The sequence below is a fragment of the Chitinophaga sp. 10T418 genome, assembly GCF_056394125.1.
Window position 1 is genome coordinate 445,013 of record NZ_JBFTHG010000002.1, and the last position, 23,527, is coordinate 468,539.

Here is a 23,527-nt window from a genome sequence, read left to right on the forward strand (position 1 = left end):
CGATCCTTTCTTCACATTAGTTGACCCTCAATCGCAAAAACCATGAAAATCCGTCTACCTCTTACTAATTTTAAAAAAGAAAACCATGCTGCGAAAATTAAACATGCCACCTCTTAAATACCCCTGGGCCCATATTCCTCCGGCCCATCCCGGCTATTTTACTGAAGAAGAACGACAGTGGCTGGATGAAGATTACACGTTTATGACGAAGGAGGCTGTAGAAAAAATCAAAGCACATAACCTGGCCAATGGCGCGTCCTGGATGTCCCCTACTACTACTAACATTGATCATCTAAGGCCCATTGCCCGTTTTTTCCTATGGCTTACATTATATGATGACTATTATGAACGCTGGCCGATAGATAAAATTGCCATAGAAAGAGATCGGATAATAGGAGTGATACTGGGAGATACGCCGAAGCCCACCGACACCGGGCTATACCGACAGATTGCCAAATGCAGGGATGAGTGGCTTACTTATATGCCTTACGAATGGATCGAGCGCCTGGCCAGACACATGTATCGCTATACCACCTATGGCATTATGGAAGAAGCGCTCTATCGTCGTGAGAGCCGCTATCCCAGTCTGCTGCGATTGTCGTTTCTCAGAGAGTACACCATTGCCATGTATCCATACGGAGATATGACGGAAGCCGGCATGAACTACATGGTACCAAAGCATATCATCGAGCATCCCATTATCATGCGTCTGAGAACATTGTTGTGCAGGATCATGGCCATCCAAAACGATTGGTACACGCTGGAGAAGGAGATCGCTGACGACAAATTTGAAGTATGCAATCATATCCTTGTGTTAAAGCACCAGCATAAGATATCCCTGGAAGAGGCCATGCAGGAAGCAGAGCGCATCCACAACACCTATGTAGACGAAATGGATGCCATCCAATCCGATTTACCGGATTTTGGTGTTCACCAGGAAAACATAAAGAATTATGTATACCACCTGACGCTTAGCATAACAGGATTGGATGATTGGTACAATGGTGACACCGTTCGGTATATACCTTCTGAATTTCCGAAGCACATTTACCAACCAACCAGGAGCGGTGAAGGTCAATAGTTTATCGTCCAACTATTAAGAATTTGTATTCAACAGATCATCAACAACCTATTCTGTCCGGGTTGTTCCTTTGGTGCGCGATGAAGGCAAGGAGGAACCTGGCTTTCAGGATGATCAACCGCCAACCTCCATAGGTTACCAAGACCTAAGCTTATTGGACGTGCATCAGGTTCAGCCTGATAATGCAGATCAAAGAAATTTTCACTCAAGAATGATTCAAAATCTTCATCTGCTCCGTGATATAGTTTTTTGAGTTCATCACGTATTTCTGGAATAAGTATTTTCTTTTTGCCTTGTGAATTGGGCAATATTTCACTCGACTCGCCATAGTAGGTGCATAAAAAGGTATCGGTTGGTATAGGCGAGCGATCTACATGAAAAGAATAAACATCGGTTGAAAAAAACGGGTAGGTATCATCCCGATCATAGTATTTGATCACATTAAGAACTGGCGATGCGCCGTGAGCTGTCAATATCTTCAAATCATTTAAAAGAATTTCACGGGCAAGTTGCCCTTGTTCGCTCAACTGAAGCTCACGAAGTTCCTCTTGTTCAATTGCCGTTATATTTCCGCTTAACGCTACCTTTCTAACAATCTCAGAAAAATCACCTGTTAGTTGACGGGTCCAGCAAATTGCATTCATCTCTCCATTAAATGGCGTAGAAACAAGATCTTGAAAATTCGTGACATAGTGAATGTGTTTCTCAGCATGAGATAAATCCGTCATAATAGTTAATATAAAATCATTGGACAACGAAGTACGGGAATAATTGACATAAACATGCAAAAAATGCTCGCTTTGGTGGCTGGCTTGTTAGCGAGCGGGTGAACGAAGCAAGCAATTTGCTATGATTGCTTTAAGGAGAAAGAAGGCATAACCTTATTATACTGCATAGCCCATACCCGGCGCAAGCGCTATGAGGTGTTGCCAAATGATCAGACCATGCTCTATGCCATCTGATGACACGCTTGAATTGCACTGCCAGATTCGAAATTGTTAATCGAGTTTATTTATGCTCACATCTGTAAAATAACCAAGCGTTTCCGGACCAATCCAAAGCCCTACCCCTCCACGCAGATCTTTGCCCTGCTTCAGGTCATTGACAATCAAAGTAGGTTGTTCAGCACCGTTGATATAGAACTTGGCAGTTTCATCTTTTACTTCAATTTTCACCCTGATCCATTCTGCCGGCATCATATCAGCATAAGCCTCGTATTTTTCCGGTGTTTCTTCCCGCGATCTATACCAGGGATAGCCCGGCAACGAAACATACTGAGTCGAATGATTCCTCCGTACCTGGTCATTTGCCCGGCCATTGGTTGGACGAATGTAAAACAACTCCATTTTGGAGGTATCCTTACTCACCCGAAAGGCAATGCCAATAAACCCACGTGCGCCTTCTCCGGCATTCATCTGTGGTTGTCCTGAAATTGTTGCTTCAATGATTCCATTATGAAAATCGGTATTTTTAAGCAATGCAAGTGTCTTTTCGTCACTGGTGGTCTTCGGCATTTGTAAAGCCAGCGCGCTTTTTCCTTTATAATCCAACTGCGTAACAGTTACCTGGTAAGGAATGACACTATTTGGAGCCAGAGGAATACGCTGTGCCTGAGACGATGCAAAAACAAACGCACTCATTCCCAAAGTAATCAATAAAGCTTTTCTCATTAGAACTGATTTTAGTAGATATTTCAATGGTATTATTCTTCTTTGAACAGTAAAGTTCAGCAAGCTATTCAGGCAAAAACCCATCTTTCTTCATTGGCTTTCAGACCATCTTTTTGCTGATAACTTTGGGTGGTGATAATATGGCGGATGCCGCGTGGCCATCCGGACATTGGATCTCAAACGCTAATACATTCATATTCAATAAGAAGATGATGTCCTTGCCAGATTTCCATAAATTTCAACTGAAAAATATAAATATTATAAAGAAATTGGCTTCAGACAGCCTTGTGTGATAAAAGGAATGCTAAACGCGCCGAGTTATCGCTATAGCGTATGTAGATGAAATTTTACATCCTTAGCTGTCATTCTAACTTATTGATTATTATTTAACCACTTATTATTTTCAGATGAAAAAGAAACTAAACAGCTTAAAGCCGAAATTATCATTGGATAAAAATGTTATTGCGCAATTAAGCCCGCAAAAACAAAGCGCAATTTATGGAGGCAACAACGAATCCGGGGGTTCCGGCACTGTTATCACGCACTGGCCCCCTGCTGCAGGTTTTTCTGTTTGTACACATTGGCCTACTACTGCGTAAGATTTGACCGTAAGGTATGATAAAACAGGTATCCTCTGATATGCTACCGATAAAATACATCTTGTGCGCTATTATAAAGGGCATGAGGTGACCTTTATAAAAACAGCTGTATTTTACCGGTAGCATACCTTTGATAAATTAACAGAATGGACTAAAATAACAAAGCCCGCACTACACTGGCGCAGACTTTGTAAATTTTCAGTGAGCCTTAAGGTACAAAACCCGAATCTTTTTATTGCCGATCTGCTTTTGCAGGTATTAAGAAGTAATATAGTATGAATGAAAATAAGGATACTTATGTCCGAAAAGAAGCACACAGACGCAACTGCACCCGCCAGACAGATAATCAATGACAATTGATTTTCATTGAATAATAACATGGCTATTAATAAGCAATAATAACTTGCTAAATAATACTTGTAATACTTGCTTATACATGATAAGTGTGTCCTATCACTCCTCCCGGGAAAGCCTTTACATCTACCAACTTCAGGCTAAGCGGCTTTACAAGATTGGTGAAGATTGGTAACCCTGAGCCCAATGCGACTGGATGGATAGCCAGGTGGTATTCATCGATGAGCCCCGTTGCGATGAGGCTACGCATAAATTCCGAGCCTCCATGTGCTAAAATCGGGTTGCCCGGCTCGGCTTTGAGTTGCCTGATCCCTTCGGCGAGATCGCCATCGAAGATTCGCGCCTCAGCCCAGGAAGCCGCGGCGGGCGACTGCGCTGCATTAGTTGTTTGCCCCGCATCGATGCCTTTAAATCCGTTTCGGGTAAAGACCGCCTTGGGAATCTCGTTCATCGGCGTGGCAAAAACATCAGTCGAAGTTGGCCAGTAAGGTGCCATAGTCTGAAAGGACTTCCTGCCCATGATATGCAGGCCTGCCGTCCGGCATATCCCAACGGCCCAGGTTTTCGATGCCTCATCCCCGGTCTTGAATACCCAATCCATCTCCCCATTAACGCCGGCGATAAAACCGTCAACAGTTATCGACATCTTCATCATTAACTTTCTCATAATTAAAATTTTTGTTACCCAAATGTACCCCGCCCTTTCCGAACTCATGATGGGCTAAAGCGACAATTCAAGGGGGGAATTGCGTCTTTCTGATTTGCCAACCATTGGTGGTTCCAGTTCCCTAACCTGTCTGGCTCAGATGGGGAGCGCCCAAAGAATCGTGGATAAATACCAGGGTATATCCGGGTACCTGACCGGCGGCAAGCACTTATTTCTGATGCTTCCAAAACCTGCCTTTACCTTCCGCGATCCATTCCAGGGCTTCGCTTATTCTTTTTTGCCGTGTTTCATCCGTTTTCGCATCCGTTATCCATACAATGTATTCCTTGCGGAAAGAATTGGACTTGCTTTCAAAAAACGCTTTTGCTTTGGGGTTGGCATCTAATGCAGCCTGCAAATAATCGGGGGTTTCAAATACCTTAGGTTTATCTGTTTCCGGCTTTTCTCTTTTAATTTTAATGCCCTTCTCATTCAGTAGCATGGCCTCCTTTAGCATCGCCACAAATTCCTTGTCAGGTGGCAGGTCTGCTAATTTGGTAACCTTGCCTAAAAACCGCTGGATCGGCTTTAAATCCTTACTTGCCTTCAGACGGCTATCACTCATCAATTCGGCTTTTAAAAATGTAAAGGAGCAATGATTCTTATAAGCTGCCAACACGCATAAGTTATCCCCTTTATATTCAAAATGGGGGAAACTCCATTTAACCGCTTCCGTTACGTCCGGACAGTTTTTGTGAATGAGCTGCCGCCAATGTGCCAGGATCGGCCTGGCAAAATCTGCTGCATTGGCTATGTAAGCGTCTACCTCTGAATGATGATTCATGATGTTTAATATTTGTTTGATTGTTTAACAGGGTAATTGCGTTTCATCTATATAGGTAAACTCCCATTGATGACCATCCAGATCAGCAAAACTGTGCTGATACATCCATCCATGGTCAACGGGCTTGCGGTAAACCATTGCGCCTAACGACTTCGCTTTGTTCACCAGGGTCGAAATCTCTTCTTTTGAAGCAGCATCCAGCGTGATCAACACCTCTGTGGCTTTCCGCGCATCGCTTATTTTTTTATCAGTAAAACTTTGAAAGTAGGGTTCCGTCAGCAACATCACATAGATACCGTTACTGATTATCATACAGGTAACGTTTGCATCCGTAAACTGCGGATTAAAGTGAAAACCGATATCCTCAAAAAAGAGTTTTGACCTGTTAAGGTCTTTTACAGGAAGATTAATAAATACTTTTGTTGCCATGTTCCTGATTTCCCGTTCCGGGTACATTTAATTTGATGGAACAAAGAAAAGCAGTACATCGCAAAAGAGATGGTCGAAAACTTGGATAAACAGGTAGATTTAATCACTTATGCCGTTTTCGGAACTCGGAAGGTGACAAGCCAGCCTGTTTTTTAAAGAATTTGCCAAAGTTGGCCGGATCTGAAAAGTTGAGCTGATAGGCGATTTCGGCGATCTCAAAATCAGTGTACCGTATAAGCGACTTTGCCTCGCTGGCCAGTCGATCGGCTATAAAAGTAAGTGCATTTTTACCTGAAACCTGCTTAACAGATTGTGAAAGGTAATTAGCAGTAACAGAAAGCATATCTGCATACTCCTGCACCGTGCGTTTATCGATATAATGATTGTCGATCAACTGGGTAAATTTACGCAGGAGTATTTGCTGTGTTGTAGCCAGGCGGATTTCCTTTTTCTTTTCAAGACTAAATTCCTCCAAATGGTACAGCAGCCCTAAGAGTTTTAACCTTGCTTCCATATGCTGTGATTTGGCCGACCCTTCATATGCACTAAACACCGCTTCAAAATGCGGGGCCAATTGCTCAAATGTGGCGTGGTCAAACATAAAAAGGTTGGTGTGCAACGGATCAAATAAAGGGAACTGCTGGTGAAAATCTGGCTTGAAGAAGGAAAAGCATTCCTGCTTAAAGTAAATAATATACCCTTCTAACCCGTTGTTATGCGCAAAACTATACACCAGGTTAGGCGAATGGAGAACGAGATAAGAGTCCGGGTCCTGAACAGTTTGATCGCCATAGTTCACCTGTATCCTACCTGAATTGAACAGCAATGCCAGGAAATAGAATGACCGCTTAAAAGGCGGCCGGTAAACCTGCACATCTTTTTCAAGCTTTTTTAAACGCAAACAATAAAAGTCCGGATTGTCCGTCCGCCCCGGCCAGGGGATAGATGCCAGGAAATCGTTTATCTCGGTATAATAAGGAAGGGCTGCTTTTATTTTCATGAATCCGTCATATCAATTCCTTTAACAGAAAATAATCTGGCGATAAAAATAAGAAGTATATTCTGCAATATTTCAGGCAATGAATGAATTTTTCAAACATCAGGCTTTTTTATGCATATTTTGAGATTTTTCAAGGTGGTCATTGAAAATGGAACGCGTGGAAAAACGAAAGTGACAACAAAAGAATAAGCAAAAACATTTTTTGAAAAGAAAGAATGGGAAATGCTTAAAAGAGGCTTTACGCTCAGAAATGAAAATTCTTCAGCAGGAGCACCAGGCCTGCACTATTTTGTCGGGACCGGTTATACGGGAAGCCTGTCTTTTGAAAATACCCCCAATGGCATTTATATCTATAAACATGGTTGGTTTAAAACAGTGAGTGACCAAAAAGATTTTCTGGTGCTGATTGATACCAAAGGAAATCTGAAAAAAACCATTGAGGACCCAGGCCAGTGAATGGCTGGAATGGAGAGAGCTTCCCTTTCACGAAGGCAACAGCAAATTCCAGGTACGCTATTATAGTATCCCCAAAAAGCCGTCTCATAACTTCATGGAGGCGGTTTCCTACTTTACGCCTGGAAAAATGAAAAATCTGCCTCATTTAGCACGGTTCTTGAAACCCGGGTTAAATAACGCTATGGTTTAGCGATTGACTTTTTTTCATTAATATCGCCAGTTATTATGCGTAAAAAAGAGGCGAGTAAATAAGGAAATCTATGGCGCAACGTGTGAAAGTGATTTTTTCTGTATTATTTATGTTCAGTAGCTTCCTGGTGGCCGCCCGCCCCCAGGGGGATACAGCTAAAACAGCACAAAAAACGGTGTATCTTTTCAGTGGTATCGGGGCAGATTCAACCATATTTAAGAATCTGAAGCTCCCTGGTTATCATAAAATTTACATCTCCTGGATCCCGGCGTTACCCAATGAGTCATTAACGCAGTATGCAGGCAGGATAAAAAACCAGATCACCGTTGAAAACCCGTATATAATCGGGCTTTCTTTTGGAGGGATCATCGCAGTGGAAGTATCCAAACAGATAAGGGTAGAAAAAATGGTATTGATCTCTTCGGTCAGAACAAAGAGTGAATTGAACAAAATTCAGTTTTTTTTCATGAAATTAGGTTTGTATCGAATCATTCCCGGTTCACTGATAAAGCATGCCAACTTTCTCACCTATCGTTATTTTGGTGCCTGGTCACCGAATGATAAGAAGACATTAACGAAATTATTGCAGGATACAGACGTTTCTTTTTTTCGTTGGGCATTGAAAGGGATTGCTTATTGGGATAATAAAGAAGCACCTGAGAGAACTATTCAAATACATGGGACTACTGACAGGGTAATAGCCACCAGGTTTGTGCATCCTGATTATCGCATTAAGGGCGGCGGACATCTCATGGTTCTTAATAAAGCAGATATCATTAGTAAAATCGTCATGAATTACTTTCGTGAATAATTTGCAACGCAGCGCAGGCTTCACAACAATATGGCTATATCCCTATAAAGGTCAATATTTTTAATTCGTTTTCATTTGAAAAAATATCAGTCTATTTTTTGTACTATTGTATTTACAGGGAAGTGACCTATCGCCCGTTTTATAATTCATGCCACTTCCTGCCCTGGGAAAGTGAAGTTAACCAAATCATTGTATACCCTTTTAATTTGTTATCCGCAATGCCATCTGTCTTTATACTCAATTCAATCACCTTTCAAATAACCTTCATTTATGAAAACTTTTATCAGTGGGCTCGCTATATGCGGGATTGCCCTCACTTTATTTTTTTCCTGTACCAAACATGATCAGTCATCTACCGCAAAAGAAGACATTCCTTCGGACGTAATAAAAAAGTTACAGGCACAGGGATTTAATACACAACATGTAATAAGATCAAAAAACGGATATATTGTTGAAGGCGATATCTTTCTGACAGCTGAAAAAATTGATCAGGCGGCGACACTACAAAAGCTACATGTGGCTAATACAGAACAATACAGAACCACTAACCTGATTACCGGCCTCCCCAGAGTTATTACCATTTCTGTAACCAACCTGCCACCAGCTTATACTACCGCTGCCGATGCAGCAATAGCGCGTTACAATGCACTTAATCTCCGGCTCACCTTTCAGCGTGTAGCCGCCAATGGTAATATTGATATTGCCGGAGGTATTTTCAATGATCCCAATGTACTGGGACAATCTGCCGGTTTTCCGGATGCAAACGGCACCCCTCCCAGCCCCATCCTGCTCAATGCCAACAGCATTGGCAACAATCCCGACCAGGGCTATATAACTACCATCATTGCACATGAAATAGGGCATTGTATAGGCTTCCGGCATACTGATTATTTCAACCGTACCTACAGCTGCGGCTGGGGTGGCAATGAAGGAGATGCCGGTGTAGGAGCTATCAATATCCCGGGAACACCTACAGCTGAAGATCCCAACAGCTGGATGCTGGCATGTACCAGCGGTGGCGACCGGCCATTCAACGCCAATGACATCATCGCGATCAATTACCTTTATGGTCCTCCTCCCCCTTGTGTTGGTGAAGGTAAAAAGTTAATTAATGGTATATGCCGGACAGGAACAAAAATTATTACCGATGTACAGAATTCATCAGTTGGCGGACATCCGCGCTGCAAGAGAACTTACCATTATGAATGGAGTGATGGTTCCGTAAGCGGTAACTACTTTGAATATTTCAATGGCGTTTGCGCAGTATTACCATAACGGCCATCACCTCCCATTATGAAAGAGCATATAAAGGCAGGTTAATTTTACCCAAACAGCCTGGCACTTTCGTGTGCCAGGCTGTTTTTATTTGATATATACCAGATCTTGCCGAGGAAAGCTCAAAAAGCTTTTAGTTTAAAAAACATAAAACTGACATCTTCATGTACCGCATCGCTTCCCGGTACTGGCGGCATCAACGGAGGAACCTTCATTACAAAATAGTCCCGCAACTTCCCTATTATTCTATTCCGCGAATGGAAAGCAGTATCTTTTCTACTGTTAAATGTTGTCAACTGAAGTACCTTCCCTGTTTTCTTTGAAAAGAATACATTTCTGGGGCTGATTCTTGACTGGAAACTATACCTGAACGACACCCACTCGTCTGTAATAAACAAGGAGTTATTATCATAAATAATATCAGCAGCTTCCATTTTTTTCCAATAAGCAAAATGATCCCTGACAGTTTTGATAGCTTTCATTTCGTCCGTTATCATATTTTCTTTTGGCGCATCAATCTGGTATATAGGTGTTGCCGCATCCAGCGTTATGTTGTAAATTTTATCATCTAACAGCGGAAAGTAGAAAACCGAATCCCTATAGTTCTCAAACTGATGAGGGAAAGCTATATCAAGTTCCCGGATGAGCGGAAAATAGGAGAGTTCCTGGGAATGATAGGTCACCATCTGGCCTTTCTCCCGGTAGATCCTAAGCCTTGTCATCTCTTTATTGTTATTGACAATCTCGCTTACATACATTTCTTTACCTTTTGCAAAGGTCAGCCCAAAGTACCTGGAACCTATAATTTCAACCACATCATTTAGTTTCCCACTGATGTCATACCTGAATATTTTATTCACGCTCAAATCTAATATTTCAACCTGGTGTTGATGCTCATCATAAATAACATCTGTCATGCTTGCATACTGATCAGGCGTATTTGCCGACTGATAAATTTTTGTTTTGGGAACACCGTGTTGATCAAATATCATGACAGCGCTTTGCGAACCATCAGCTATAATGATCAGGCTGTCGGTCACAAAAAATTTGGAGATATAATTAATGAAAAAGTCTTTGGTAGTTTTCAAACGAATAGAATAGACACTGTCAGCGATATCTTCTATAAACACAGACTGGCTATCCAGGGGAGTTATTTTAATTTTTGTAGTGGGGAGGTCGTACCTGCCGTTACTCCCTTTTTGAATGCAGGAGGCTAATAGCAGTATCAAAAGGATCAATAGGTGTTGCTTCATTGATAGATGATTGAGTCAGCTCAGGAATACGGGTAAATCTGCCACCCGGATCGGATGGCAGATTTAAAATAAAAGTCATTAAGGTACCTGCGTAGGTGGAATATTAGTTACATCATGGTAATTATTATGCGGCCTGAACGGGTTGGATTCGGCGCCACACTGATTTCCTGAGTTATTAGGATAAAATACATAATAACCGGTGTCGTAACCAATCCAGTGTTCAACTACAGCATAGTAATTGTCATCTACCCAAACCCAGGATCCGGTCCGGAAAGTCCTGTCACCGGTAAATCCACAATACCTGTTACCATTACCATTTGTATCCACCCATGCCGCAGATGCTTTGTTTGAAGAATTTGTAATATCAAAGCTAATAAGCGCATACTGCAGGTTGAAAACCAATATTATTACTACGGCAATACCGCCAGCGATTTTAAGTATTTTTTTCATGGTTATAATTTTAAATTAAAATATCCTTGATTAATCCTTGCTGTTTGTGTGTAAAGTATAATTAGACCCCCTTGGGGTCACCAACACTGTAGTAAAAATAATTCCACTGTTATCCCTGGCAGGTCAGATCCGTGCTCACTTATATTATTCATGGAGTGTGTCATTTTGGTGGATTATCTGGTGAAGCATTTTCTTTCTCAAGTAAGTCTTTTAACTCCTGTTTAAGTGTATCGCTGTTTCGCCAGACTTTACTACGCTCATGTGCGTAAATTCCAATAGAGAGGACGTATAAAAAAGCCAGGATCAGCGTCAGTTTGCTATACTTTGTATGGTCAAGTGCTTTATCTGCAAAAAATGCTACTAAAAAAAATATTCCGATGGATGCGATGTAGGCATATCTGTCTGCAACAATTGCAAATCTGGACATGGGAATGATATGGAGCACCATCCCAATGTGAATCATGAAAAATGCAATACCCAAAAAGACCCATCGCTTTTTCCAGAAATCCCAGAACGAAAACAATATGATCAGCAACAGCAGAGGGTATATCCAAAATCTTTTAGGTACCTCCTCCCCGATAGCATTGGGAAAAACATATAGATAGCTTAATTTAACGGGGATCAGGCATTTCACCAGGTATTCAGTAGTTGAATAGCTTGCAAATATAACGTTCTGGTAAAATGGATAATGGCGCGCATTGGAAAGTAACCCAACCTTATCTGCGCTTTGTGAAAGCAAAGTAATATACCCCATTACGAATGCCAGCATAAACAGTGGTACTTTCTCCATCCACACCCATTTATTCTTCAGGCTCCTGTTTACGGCGTAATCAACTAACAGCAGGCATACCGGAAATGTTAGCGCCTGTTCTTTTCCACCAAAGGAAAAGATGAAAAAAAGTATTGTAAGTAAGTAATACATCATTTTATTTGATGACACATACTTTAGATAAAAAAGGAGGCCAACCAGGTAAAAGAAACTATAAACAAGAATTTTTGACGCCGATATCCATGCCACCGACTCCACCAGCAGCGGATGAAGGGCCATGATAGCTGCGGTGAAAAATGAAATCCTTGTGATGGAAATCTGTTTAAAACGCCCTGATTGAATTAAAATGCTGCGGATGAGAAAATAGGTGAGCAACACATTACACAGGTGCAGCATCACACCAGCCAAATGAAACCAAAACGGGTTATAGCCAAATGCGGAATATAATATTGTATATGATAGTTGGTTAAGAGGTGCATATTGTCCTTTGTAAAATTCGGTCAGAATGGCCCATAGGTTTTGTACATTCAACCCATTTTCCGTATACGGATTAATCACCACCCATTGATCATCCCAATGCGTTTGAAATTGATGAGAAAATACGGGAGAGTAAACCAGCAGCGTTAAAAACACTAATGCAGACACAGATGCCATTACATTATTAACAACAACGAATTCTTTTAGCCGTGGAAATATACGCTGCGTGGAAACAGCACTAACGTTGTGATTCATAAAACGAAAGTTGTCAAAAAATAAAATCTAAAGATGGTTAGTATAGCGGTGGTGCTATGCTGATGAATGAACACAACTTCCCTGTTCAAACCGGGAATCACTCCGTCCCTCCGTTTTACTCAGGTGAAACTCATCTAAGATCGCTACGCTATCAGAATAGTACTCAGGCATCATTGGATAAACATATTATCAGAAGTGGATGATTATCTGGTATGATATTATTGGGCTAAATAATAAAATACCAATAGATAAAGATGTTTTGAAACTTTGATGGAGACCAGCCATCTATGCGGCAAATAAAAAATTGGCACCACATAACAGCACAATCGCATCTCTACATCATTTTACAATCTTAATTTCTTCAAATACAAGCTGGAACTAATGTTCGTGGAATCATTCCTGGCATGTCTATAGCTGACAGGCCGGGGGCTTAAAGATATTTTATTTCTTTACTAACGTTTTCAATCCGGATAAGATTCATCTAAATATAGCACTTAAATATAGGATAATTTATTCCATATTACAATATCCCAAAATTAGTTTCGCCCAAATAACCGGAAATAAGATCAATATATGATACCCATCGTTTATTTTCAGTTTTACAAACCAGCTTATTAATTTATTTTAAAAAAGCCAGTGCCTTTCCAGGCACTGGCTTTTCGGTAACGGAATCTGTATTTGTCTTTATTGTTTAATAATCTTCGTTGTACTCACTTCTTTTATTCCATCTGTAATCCTTACCATATAAACACCTGCAGGCAATCCGGAAATATCAAGCTGCGTGCTGGCTGTGCTCACTACACGATGCAATACCACATTTCCGTTCGCATCCAATATACTAACGTCTGATTTTCCTTTGAAATCCGGAAGCTTAATATTCACTATATTATTGGCAGGGTTAGGATATACAATCACTTTTTTCACATCGGTGGTAATAAGATCAGCTGCACGACTGGCAGTACCTAATTGTACCCGCAATGTATAACAAGTAGTACTACTGTTGGCTCCACTATAGCCGTACACCTGTGCATAATAGGTACCCGCAGCAACGGTTCTGCTGATGGTTTCATTGCTGGTACCACCTGCCTGTGAAATAGCAATCTGTGTACCTGCGCTGTTCAACAGTTTCAGGTCATAATCGCCAGGCAATGTGCGCAATGTAATCGTAATAGTACCGCCTGTAGTGATTACAAACTTATAATTATCAATATCACCACTCGGGCTGATGAGACCAGTGACATCCGTATTAAATGGAATGGTGGCTGCGCCGCCAATGGTGCCATTGGTTGAATTATCCAATACATTGGAACAACCTCCTGTCGTTAAGGTAGTAAACTGTGCAGCAGTGTATGTACTGTTGCCACTTGAACAATTTGTTCTTACTCTCCAGTCGTACAATGTGGCGGATGTTAATCCGCTTAAATTAACAGAAGTAGAAGTAGTTCCGGTTACGGCATTGGTCCATGTACCGGATGAATTAATCTTATAATCTACATCATAACTCAGGGCGCCGCTTACAGCAGTCCAGCTAACAGTAGCTCCGGTAGCTGTTACAGCGGAACTGGTTAAACCAGCAGGCGCGTTACAGGTGCCTGTTGAGGTGGTCGTAAACTGCGCAGCTGAATAAGAACTGCTACCGCTGCTGCAATTGGTTCTTACCCTGTAATCATAAGTAGTTCCTGTTGTAAGACCTGTTAAGCCCAAAGAAACGGCTGTTGTTCCCGTTGCTGCATTGATCCATGTACCAGATGAGGTAGCCTTATAGTCCACATCATAGGATACTGCGCCGCTTACTGCTGTCCATCCTATTGTTGCCGATGTAGTAGTAATAGCAGAAGCATTTAACCCTGCCGGAGAAGCACAGGATGAACCGGAGGTAATAGTGAAGTTGGTATTGGAAATATCAAAGAAAATATTTCCTACGGCTTCTACTTTTATTCTTGCGGTGGTAGTGGGTGTATTAGGAATAGTTACCACCTCACTGCCGTCATTGGGCGTACTGGCCACCAATGTGCTGAATGTTGTGCCTCCGTCTGTAGAGATGGATATTTTCACGTTGGCGCAACTAACAGGTGACGCCGTGGTATTCGCTACACTCCATGTTATGGTTTGTGATGAATTGCCGGCCCATGATACATTCGTATTAGGAACCGTCACTGCAAAAGGCCCGGATGAATTGCTCACGGTTACGGTCATATCCGCGAAATTGGTCTGCCCGATAGTTACCGGAGCTGTAGAGCTATAAGGAGCATTATCCCTTACCGTTAACCGGAACTTCAAAGTTCTTGAAACGGAACTCAATGCTTCCGTATTAGCTCCTGCATCACCACCAGGCAATGGGCCGGACACTAAACCGCCGGCAAGAATGGTGGCCATTTTGGGGAAATATCTTATTGGAGATGTACCAGGTGCAAACGATATCCAGTTGGGACCAGATGCTTTGGTAGGACTGGCCACACTACTGGATCCTGTTTGTGAAGATGAAGCATTATCGTTTTGCTCCCAGCAATAAGTCAGCACATCACCGGCATTAGCATCAGTAGCTGAACCGGTAAGCACAAACGGGGTGCTGATAGGAATAGTAAAATTACCTCCGGCATTGGCAACGGGTGTTGCGTTATTGCCGGCTATACTGGTAGTTATTGGGCAAGTCTTGCTGGAAAGATTAGACTGGATTTGTGCAATGGAAGCAGCATGATAAATATCAATTGAATGTGGAGCAATGTCCTGGCTGGTAATACCGGCATACCCCATAATAGTAATACCTGAACCAGGTTCCACATTAACGCCTGTGCCTTCATTGCTCATGGAAAAAGTATGGTTAGCTCCCAACTGGTGTCCTACTTCATGTACTACATAATCGATATCAAAATTATCTCCCTGTGGAATAGCATCCGCGGGAGAAGTAAAGCCACTTCCTTTTGAATTGTCCACACAAATACAGCCGATACAACCGGCATTACCGCCACCGCCGGATGCACCGAACAGGTGGCCGATATCATAATTCGCAGCACCAATCACAGAAGTAAGGGTGCTTTGTAGCTCACCGTTCCACGCTCCACCGGCACCTGAGCTGGCGTCAGAATATGGATCTGTTGAAGGATTATAATAAAACACATTGGTGGCTGCCGCGATCAGGTTAAGATGGATAGCCAGGTCCTTTTCATAAACACCGTTGCAACGGGTAAGCGTAGCATTAACAGCCGCCAGTACCAATGAAACCTGTGAAGCACTGGTGGCTCCAAAATAATTGGAGTATTCGGCGGTAACTGATTGAGCCAGCCGCATTGTTTTCATATCACCGGTGTTTCTTGCAGTCACATCAGGTAAGCGATTACCTATATTAGTGGCCATTTTTTGCTCCGGAGTAGAACACTTCCAGGGTAAAGTCTTCGGCTGTTTTTTGAATACTGTGTAAACAGTATGGTCTGCAGAATAAGGTTCAATAAATTCATTTTCCTTTCCCGTACGGAAGATCATCGCTTGTATCCCCTGCGGAGAAATGCTCAACTTTAATGTGGCATACTTATCGGTAATACCTTTTCCGGAAAATGCCCTTATTTCCGGGAATTTAGCCTGCAATGCAGGTTCGAAATTGGAAGCCTCTATAATTTCGAACTGTTCAACTTGCCCGTCTGCATTAGGCAGAGAGATAATTGTTGCATGTATTGACTTATTACCGACAGCCTTGAATACCTCATTCCGCAAAGGAGCGAAATTCAGGTCAAACAATTTAAAATTCGTCGGAAATGCAAGCCGGGCTACGGCTTTGTCGGTGGTAATTCTGGCGGCATCTGTATGTGCCCTCCAGTAGTCCTGTGCAAACGCTACGGTACTGCACAGCAACGCTGCTGCGAAGAGTAAAACTTTTCTCATGGATAGTTTAGATTTTAATGCTCAACAAACGGTTAACATTATAAATGTAGTTTGACTCCCTGCGATCGCAATTCTATTGACATGCGATATTATATGTTAAGGGCGATAAAATATTTAACGCCAACGAAGTTCGTATGAACCGAAATATCCCCTTAAAAATTTAGATGATATATACAAAGAAGCAAGAGAAAAATGGTTATTGAAAAGTGATAATGCAGACACCCACCTTGAATCAAAAAATAATGAGATGATATCCGGTTGTGGATTTGTTAAAAAAAGTTGCCGGGACGATTGCTTCCAGCGAGTTAGTATAAGCTTTATCGGAAAGACCTGATCTACCAGGCAGCAACCGGTTAAAACACGAATTACCACAAATGATGCTATCACCATTAATAATTGGCCATTGATTATCCCTGTTTAACATCATTGCTTGCATACATAAGCGATCTTCTACCATACATATATCACAAAAAAATAATTCATTTTTACCTGGCAAGGTAGTGAGCCCCAGGTTTAATTTACTCTTTTTTAATGCAGGTAAAACAAGATACATCCAGGTATTTCGGGCTTCTACGGGAGGGCCCATGACAGATGCGTTCAACCGAAATAGTCTAGATGCCTACACACTTATCTGGACTCATAATATTCAATCGTCAATTCTGTTAACCTATTGGTAGGCAAATCAATAAATTGCTTACCTTCGCCCCCTTAAATAATAATTTCTTATAGGTCCTGTATTGCCTAATACTATATTTTTATTTGTCACTAGCTTATGAAATTCAGACTTGATATAAACACATTAAGATCTATTGCGGTATTGTCAGTTGTTTTCTTTCACTATAGAATCCTTCATTTTCAAGGTGGGTTTAGTGGAGTGGATGTCTTCTTTGTTATTTCAGGATACCTGATGACACGAATAATATCAGAGGCATTAGATCAGGGTAATTTTTCGCTTAAAGACTTTTATGCAAAAAGGCTAAAGAGGATTTCCCCGGCATTACTTTTACTTGTGGGAACTGTTCTGCTAATTGGTTTTTTTATTACATTCCCTATTGATTACAGGGAAACAGTTAAAAACTCCATTGCCAGCATTTTCTTTGTTTCGAATATGCTGTATTGGAAAAATGCCAACTACTTTGCCGGACCTTCTGAGAATAATGTTCTACTTCATACCTGGTCTTTATCAGTTGAATGGCAATTCTATTTACTATACCCTGTTTTTTTAGTTTATCTGCGTAAGATAACGAAAAGCCATCGGACATTTATATGGATATTTTCAGGGATAACCCTGCTATTAACCCTCATTTCCTTCGCTGTTACAAGGTATGATTTAAGTGCTTCTTTTTATTTCTTCCCTACAAGATCCTGGGAAATGCTTGTTGGAGGAATAGCGTTCTTTACCGAAGGCGTATTGAAAGACAACAGGAAAAAAGTATTAGTCGCCATATCTGGATATATATTCATTCTATATAGTGCGGTACTCATGAATAAGAGCCTGGCCTGGCCAGGATTTTACACGTTAATACCCGTTATCGGCACCTTCCTCGTGATTTTTGCCAATATGAACAAACTCACCATTCTTGGGCTTGACCTAATGAAATCGGCAGTTGTTCAATTTATAGGAAAAATTTCCTATTCACTTTATTTATGGCATTGGCCTGTTTTTGTAATTGCCTTGTATATTGGTATTCCCAGGAATTGGACCAATCTTTCAGCAGAGATACTTTTGTCTTTCGTATTGGCTTTTCTATCATATAGATATGTCGAAACAATAAAATACTCCGGAAGCAAAAAGATCCTGCTCTCTATGGGGGCATTATCTGCAGTAGCTACAATGGTAATGTTCACTAATGCCAATAGTATTATGTTCAAATCAAGAAGTATCCAACTTTCCCAATATGAGCATGATCACAGACAACAATTGGATAAAGAGTTAAGGGTTGGAGAATGTTTCTTACTAAATGGTAATACAATAAATGATTTCAACTGTAAAACCTGTTTAGGTATAAATGATAGCACAAAAAACGTATTGCTGATAGGTGATAGCCATGCTGCCGGCCTTACATATATTCTGGGGAAAACTTTTGCAAAAATGGGCATCCAGTTAAACCAGGCAACAGCTACGGGCTGCAGACCCCTTATTCCATTTGACGGACTGGAAGGATGCAAAGACTTTATGACGTATATCTACTATGACTATCTCGTTAAACATGCAAGTGAAATTGATGGGGTTATTATAACCGCCAAGTGGATAAACGAGTCAGATCAGGTTACATTATTAAAAAGAATTGAAACTACATTACATTTTCTTGATAGTCTTCATCTGAAATACATTGTAATAGGGCAAAGCGAAGTATATACCATGTCATACCCATACATTGCGGCTTGGGAAAATGAATTTAACACAGAATTATCTAAGAAATATATACTCGCGCAGTCTACTGAAACCAACATTTTCTTAAAGGAACATCTGAAATCCTCTTACGTTAATATTTACAATAATTCAGCGCCTCAACCGTCTCCAAACGCTGAGCCTTACATGTTTGATTATAATCATATTACTAGTTATGGAGCAAAGATTGCAGTAGAAAAAATACTTGCTGACTCAATAGGTTCAAAATTTATAACCGCAATTAGAAATAGCGAGAAAAAAATATTGCCCAATTCTCATCTTGCTGAAAATATAAATGCAGAAAAAACATCGCTCAAGAACAATTAAAGCCGACAAAAATGCTGATATATTTTACCCATACTTGAGCTTAAAGCATACTATACTGGTTATCTCCAGTTGTCCTTATAATATAAAAGCCGCTATAGTAGCGGCTTTTATATTATAAGGGCATCCAATAAACTACTACAGGTTTTTTATCAAATATTGATAGTTCGAATCCGATAAGAGGTAAGACCTTCTCTACAACTTTGTTTCAACTCTTTGCTTTGCTTCCTGCGACAGCGGAGTAAAGAAATTAACCAGGTTGCCATCCGTATCCCTGAATAACAGCGAACGATTACCCCAGGGCATAGTCGTTGGTTGTTGCACAACCTCCTCGCCCAGTATGCCGGCCAACTGCTCGTATTTTTTGTCCACATCCTCCACCTGGAATTCAATGATAACCGACCTGTTGCTGGCCGGACTGGCTACCATATCTCCTCCAAAAAGGGCCAGGGTGCGTGTACTTCCGATAGCCAGAGCCCCAAGAGGTGTACGTACCTCGGCAAAATCATCTGTATACCAGGTAAATGGCATTCCGGTGACGTTCTCATAAAACTGAACAAGGCGTTTAATATCAGCGGTAATAATACGGATAGAAGAAAGATTCATATGACTGTTCATTTTGTTTAGAATAACACAAAGCTATTCTGCCCATGTGACAACCCTATGTCAGCAGCCTAAACCGAAATATTATTTATACCCTTTATTATTTTCCGGATGGTGTAACTGATCTACTGCCAGGCTAATCAAAAAAACGCCCCCGGAAAGTCAGACACTTTCCGGGGGACGTTCTCTTATACATGGTTCCTATTTATTATAGATCGGGCATCTTTTCAGCATATAGAATAATGCATCTTTATAAGAATCTTCCTGTGATAAAATGGCCGTACGGTGATTGTCGAATATTTTATCGTTCTGCCGGTTGTAAATAAGTACAGACACCTCATTTTGGTAAGTCTTTTCCACTACCGTGCTGGCGGCTTTGTTCTGTCTTAAGCGGTCATCGTCTTTATTGACGGTTTTCGTTTCCGCACTGGATACATTTTCCTTGCTGCTGCGTGACAAACCTCCCTGTACTATGTATTCTGTTCCCAGTATTTTACACAGCTCATCAAAAGTATAGGCCTTGATCGTATTTTCGTCAATACCTTTCCGGATCAGCAAGGCATTGGTGGTTTGTGGATCCTGGAATTTGTACATGCCATTGCGCTTGCTCAGGTAAGAATAGGTATCGTCCTGCAGCTTTTCTTTGGTTGCATTGATCTGTTCCAGCGGTTCTCCCACACTACGGTATTTAAAAGGCAATATAGCGATCAGGTTATGTTCCATGGGAGGATAGTTGTCGGAAGGAGACTTCGCCACGGCAGGAGCAGTTACAATTTCTGTTCTGCCGCTGGCAAACACAATTTTATGGATGTCTGCTCTTTTTAAAGAATATTCCAATTTTTCTCCGCTGTGTACAAATAAAACAACATCTGTTCCTACACCGGTTATTTTACCGTGTTTGGTTTCGCCGTTCAGCATTAGTACACTGTCTTCCTTTGCCACGCTGCTTTTTGTCAATGAGGCTTTCTGGGCCATTAAAGGAATGCGGGAAGCGATCAGAAGACATAGCACTGCCCCTAACAGATTAACATACTTTTTCATGATGTACTAAAATATTTATGGTTACCAATAGTACACGTTTGTGAAATTACTTTACCCCTATGCGCGGCGTAAAAAAAATTTCAAGAGAGGGGCCGGGAGATCATGTAAATTGGCCAGGAGATGGGATCTCTTCAACAAAAAGTGGGTCCGTGAACCGGAGTCCCGCATTTATGATTTTTTTGACTAAAACCTGCACCGTCTAAAACTGCAGCCTGAAGCTTCCAAAAACACCAAACCCTGACCGTTGTGAGCTGCTTGCTCCATTCGGATACAAGCGCCAGACTGCATCTATCCGAAAGAAATGAAAGATATTGTCAAAGCCGGTTCCTATTTCCATGTAAGTCTTTCCTTTAAAGGAATGCATACCATAACCCGGGAATTCCATTTTATTATAAATAATATTTTCACGTGAGAGATCTCCGACAACAGACTTCACATTCCAGAACTGTCGTATACCAGTTCTTCTCATAAATGGCAACAGGTTAAGCAATTTACCATCGAAATTATGTTCCAGGTTAAAGCCTGCATACCTGTCGCTGATGAATTCATATTTATTCATCAAACTAAAGGACTCCTTATTATAGTAATAAGTCTCGTTACCAGGATGTATCTGTAACAGCATAAACGGTAATTTATCTGCGAAAATCCGGCCTCCATACACCTGGTAAGTTACCTGCCCCCACCGCGGAATACGGAAGCGCTGATTGATACTGAGACTAACCCTTTCATATCCATACTGGCTGCCAAACACGCCGGCAGCAGCTACTCCACCCAAAAGTTCTACTACCGGAAGATTACCTTTTATCCGCCGTATTTTACGTGGTGTACGTATTTCATGTTCCCCCAGTGCATACCTCAACTTCAGCTGCCATTCAGCATTGACAACATTCCCGGCTTTATTTTCAGGCAGAAATATTTTGTGAGGCGGTAACGGCGACATGGTACTGAAGCTGCTATGCAGGAAAGTACCTTCCACCGAAAAATTCATCGGCAACTTTTTGGATACGCTGAATTTCATTTCGCGTTCCCGGATGAACTTCTGTGGAATACCCCGGCGTCTGACTACCTGCCCGAAGATATTATCCAGGGAAACCTCCTCCCCGTTAAATCCACGCTGCCGGTTGTCCAGATCATCTTTGAAAGAAGTAAATATACTATATGAATTTTTCCCGGGAAGATTCCAGGCCATGGCTACTTTTCCTTTGAGTGCCTTGTCACCCGTGCCATAAGCCAGGTAGCCCGAAAAGCGCAGATTGCGGTTAAATTCCGGCGTGGTGCCAAGATCAAAACGCAAACGAACACCTTCCACCCGATTACGGCTTACCCACTTATACCAGGGGCCTATTTCCACCTTACCCAGTTTTAAGTGGCCGTCTAACAGAAAAGTTATTTTATCACTGAGACTTTTAAAGGCCGGCATTGCTCTGAGTGTATCTACCAATGTCATCGCCAGCGCCTCGTTGCTGCTGAGGGTCTCCGGCCGGTGCTGATTCCAGTAAGCACTGCCGGCAGTAGCTGCGCTATCTGCAATCACTACGTCCTCCTTATTGCGGCCTGCTGAAATCTTTATCCTGGCACCAGGGTCATTTATTTTTACCTGCTGATAATGCGTTGTTTTGCGGGCAATAAAGGTATTTTTTTCCTTTCCCAGTGGCGCCAACTCTACAATAAATTTATCTTTCGATACAATCCACTCCTTTTCATTCCCTTTTCCGAATTCCTGGATTATCTCCAATCGTTTAACAAAATTAATGTTCACCGCTCCATTCACATTCATGCTGATTTTCGATAAAGCCCAGGTAGGAGCATGAATCCAGCAATCTCCGTCAAAGAGATTTTCTCCTTCCCGTTTAGGCGTAAAGGCCAGATGAAAATAAGGCACGCCATTCACCAGCATTGTATCCAATGCTTTATAATGATAGTATTTGTCGCCGGTAGCACCTACCGGACTTATAAACTCCCTCCCGAAAATCTGCATATAGTCCTGGTAGGAATTAATTTTCTGGTTGATGCCACCAAGGTATTCCATCACTGATTCATTCCTGATCCCTCCACTGTGCAATGCCTTAATTTCTTCCCTTACCCGCGGCGGCGACGTGGTGACATAATAGTCGGAAATGGTTTCGCTTAAAAAGACAGGCAGAAAAGACCGGCTTTCAGAAATGCTGTCCACCCGATCCAGTAGAAATTTAAATGGCTTCATGGTGCCTGAATGCTGCCATTTTGTTTTGTCGAGATTGGCAATGTCTATTTCCAGCTTGTTATACAATTCTGCATAATAGGTATCATAATATCCCGGCGCATTTTCCCGCTTGTGCGCTACAATCTGCCGCCACCATACCAGCCCCCTGTTTGTTTTCCCTTTTACTTCCACTCCGGCTTTCACCGCAGGTTCCAGTTGAATTAACAAGGTCTCCGGCTTACTGGTTATTTCCGGACGCACCAATAACACCTGGTGCCCTACATAGCGGACAATCAGCGTATCGTTGTTATAATGACTTTTCTTCAAATGGAAGTACCCCACACTGTCGGTCATACAGCCGTAGCCGCCTCCTTTCCAGTATACGGTAGCATAAGGCAATGGCTCCTGCGAGAAAGCGGAAACTACCCTTCCGGTGATGATGGCCGGGCTTTGCGCATCAACACGGAAAATAATAAGCAGCAGGTAACAACAGAAAATCCAACGATTTACAGCACAGTTGCAGGTAATAAACATTCATAAAATTTGAAGC

At 41.7% G+C, this 23,527-nt stretch carries 20 protein-coding genes; 7 read left to right on the forward strand and 13 right to left on the reverse strand.

The genetic code is table 11. The annotated features are described in order from the left end of the window. Positions 1-85 precede the first annotated feature (85 nt). A complete protein-coding gene (locus AC1DCV_RS06130) occupies positions 86-1,081 on the forward strand; it encodes a terpene synthase family protein (protein WP_477022353.1) in 996 nt (331 codons plus the stop codon). 29 nt (positions 1,082-1,110) lie between these two features. Here AC1DCV_RS06130 and AC1DCV_RS06135 read toward each other — a convergent pair whose 3' ends face one another. Next, entirely contained in the window at positions 1,111-1,809 is a 699-nt protein-coding gene (locus AC1DCV_RS06135) for a hypothetical protein (protein ID WP_477022354.1), read from the reverse strand. 270 nt (positions 1,810-2,079) lie between these two features. After that, positions 2,080-2,751: a hypothetical protein gene (locus AC1DCV_RS06140; protein ID WP_477022355.1), complete on the reverse strand. Its 672-nt coding sequence runs from the start codon at positions 2,749-2,751 to the stop codon at positions 2,080-2,082. Positions 2,752-3,158: 407 nt separating this feature from the next. Here AC1DCV_RS06140 and AC1DCV_RS06145 point away from each other — a divergent pair, with 407 nt between their 5' ends. Further along, positions 3,159-3,350, forward strand: coding sequence for a class I lanthipeptide (locus AC1DCV_RS06145; RefSeq protein WP_477022356.1), 192 nt, complete (start codon positions 3,159-3,161; stop codon positions 3,348-3,350). Positions 3,351-3,780: 430 nt separating this feature from the next. On the opposite strand, the gene AC1DCV_RS06150 is transcribed toward AC1DCV_RS06145, so the two are convergent. From AC1DCV_RS06150 to AC1DCV_RS06165, 4 genes are all read right to left on the reverse strand, one after another. Next, entirely contained in the window at positions 3,781-4,371 is a 591-nt protein-coding gene (locus AC1DCV_RS06150; protein WP_477022357.1) for a dihydrofolate reductase family protein, read from the reverse strand. A 208-nt stretch (positions 4,372-4,579) separates the two neighbouring features. Next, a complete protein-coding gene (locus AC1DCV_RS06155) occupies positions 4,580-5,194 on the reverse strand; it encodes a YdeI/OmpD-associated family protein (protein WP_477022358.1) in 615 nt (204 codons plus the stop codon). Positions 5,195-5,218: 24 nt separating this feature from the next. After that, positions 5,219-5,623 (reverse strand): VOC family protein, encoded by a 405-nt coding sequence (locus AC1DCV_RS06160; protein WP_477022359.1) that lies wholly within the window; start codon positions 5,621-5,623, stop codon positions 5,219-5,221. A gap of 103 nt (positions 5,624-5,726) precedes the next feature. Beyond that, positions 5,727-6,623 carry a helix-turn-helix domain-containing protein gene (locus AC1DCV_RS06165; RefSeq protein WP_477022360.1) on the reverse strand — a complete coding sequence of 299 codons (897 nt, stop codon included), beginning with the start codon at positions 6,621-6,623 and terminating at the stop codon, positions 5,727-5,729. Positions 6,624-6,845: 222 nt separating this feature from the next. On the opposite strand from AC1DCV_RS06165, the gene AC1DCV_RS06170 reads away from it, so the two are divergent. The 4 genes from AC1DCV_RS06170 (at position 6,846) to AC1DCV_RS06185 (ending at position 9,355) form a co-directional block, all read left to right on the forward strand. Continuing rightward, entirely contained in the window at positions 6,846-7,079 is a 234-nt protein-coding gene (locus tag AC1DCV_RS06170) for a hypothetical protein (protein ID WP_477022361.1), read from the forward strand. Beyond that, on the forward strand, positions 7,060-7,269 hold the full coding sequence (locus AC1DCV_RS06175) for a carbohydrate-binding domain-containing protein (RefSeq protein ID WP_477022362.1): 210 nt from the start codon (positions 7,060-7,062) through the stop codon (positions 7,267-7,269). Before AC1DCV_RS06170 ends, AC1DCV_RS06175 begins: the two co-directional genes overlap by 20 nt. A gap of 70 nt (positions 7,270-7,339) precedes the next feature. Further along, a complete protein-coding gene (locus AC1DCV_RS06180) occupies positions 7,340-8,080 on the forward strand; it encodes a hypothetical protein (protein WP_477022363.1) in 741 nt (246 codons plus the stop codon). Between the two features lie 270 nt (positions 8,081-8,350). Next, complete coding sequence (locus AC1DCV_RS06185; RefSeq protein WP_477022364.1) at positions 8,351-9,355, forward strand: M57 family metalloprotease; 1,005 nt, start codon at positions 8,351-8,353, stop codon at positions 9,353-9,355. A gap of 122 nt (positions 9,356-9,477) precedes the next feature. Here AC1DCV_RS06185 and AC1DCV_RS06190 read toward each other — a convergent pair whose 3' ends face one another. From AC1DCV_RS06190 to AC1DCV_RS06205, 4 genes are all read right to left on the reverse strand, one after another. Continuing rightward, positions 9,478-10,608, reverse strand: coding sequence for a 6-bladed beta-propeller (locus AC1DCV_RS06190; RefSeq protein WP_477022365.1), 1,131 nt, complete (start codon positions 10,606-10,608; stop codon positions 9,478-9,480). 78 nt (positions 10,609-10,686) lie between these two features. Then, positions 10,687-11,058, reverse strand: coding sequence for a hypothetical protein (locus AC1DCV_RS06195; protein WP_477022366.1), 372 nt, complete (start codon positions 11,056-11,058; stop codon positions 10,687-10,689). A gap of 160 nt (positions 11,059-11,218) precedes the next feature. Next, the gene (locus AC1DCV_RS06200) at positions 11,219-12,559 is read right to left on the reverse strand and encodes a hypothetical protein (protein ID WP_477022367.1); all 1,341 of its coding nucleotides are present in this window, start codon (positions 12,557-12,559) and stop codon (positions 11,219-11,221) included. 684 nt (positions 12,560-13,243) lie between these two features. Further along, a complete protein-coding gene (locus AC1DCV_RS06205; protein ID WP_477022368.1) occupies positions 13,244-16,435 on the reverse strand; it encodes a reprolysin-like metallopeptidase in 3,192 nt (1,063 codons plus the stop codon). Between the two features lie 772 nt (positions 16,436-17,207). Between AC1DCV_RS06205 and AC1DCV_RS06210 the strand changes: the two genes are divergently transcribed. Continuing rightward, positions 17,208-19,154 carry an acyltransferase family protein gene (locus AC1DCV_RS06210; RefSeq protein ID WP_477022369.1) on the forward strand — a complete coding sequence of 649 codons (1,947 nt, stop codon included), beginning with the start codon at positions 17,208-17,210 and terminating at the stop codon, positions 19,152-19,154. A gap of 192 nt (positions 19,155-19,346) precedes the next feature. Here AC1DCV_RS06210 and AC1DCV_RS06215 read toward each other — a convergent pair whose 3' ends face one another. The 3 genes from AC1DCV_RS06215 to AC1DCV_RS06225 all read right to left on the reverse strand — a co-directional run bounded on the left by AC1DCV_RS06215 (position 19,347) and on the right by AC1DCV_RS06225 (position 23,511). Further along, positions 19,347-19,769 (reverse strand): VOC family protein, encoded by a 423-nt coding sequence (locus tag AC1DCV_RS06215; protein ID WP_477022370.1) that lies wholly within the window; start codon positions 19,767-19,769, stop codon positions 19,347-19,349. A gap of 186 nt (positions 19,770-19,955) precedes the next feature. After that, positions 19,956-20,795 (reverse strand): hypothetical protein, encoded by an 840-nt coding sequence (locus AC1DCV_RS06220; protein WP_477022371.1) that lies wholly within the window; start codon positions 20,793-20,795, stop codon positions 19,956-19,958. A gap of 199 nt (positions 20,796-20,994) precedes the next feature. Further along, positions 20,995-23,511, reverse strand: coding sequence for a DUF5686 and carboxypeptidase-like regulatory domain-containing protein (locus tag AC1DCV_RS06225; protein ID WP_477022372.1), 2,517 nt, complete (start codon positions 23,509-23,511; stop codon positions 20,995-20,997). Positions 23,512-23,527: the final 16 nt, after the last annotated feature.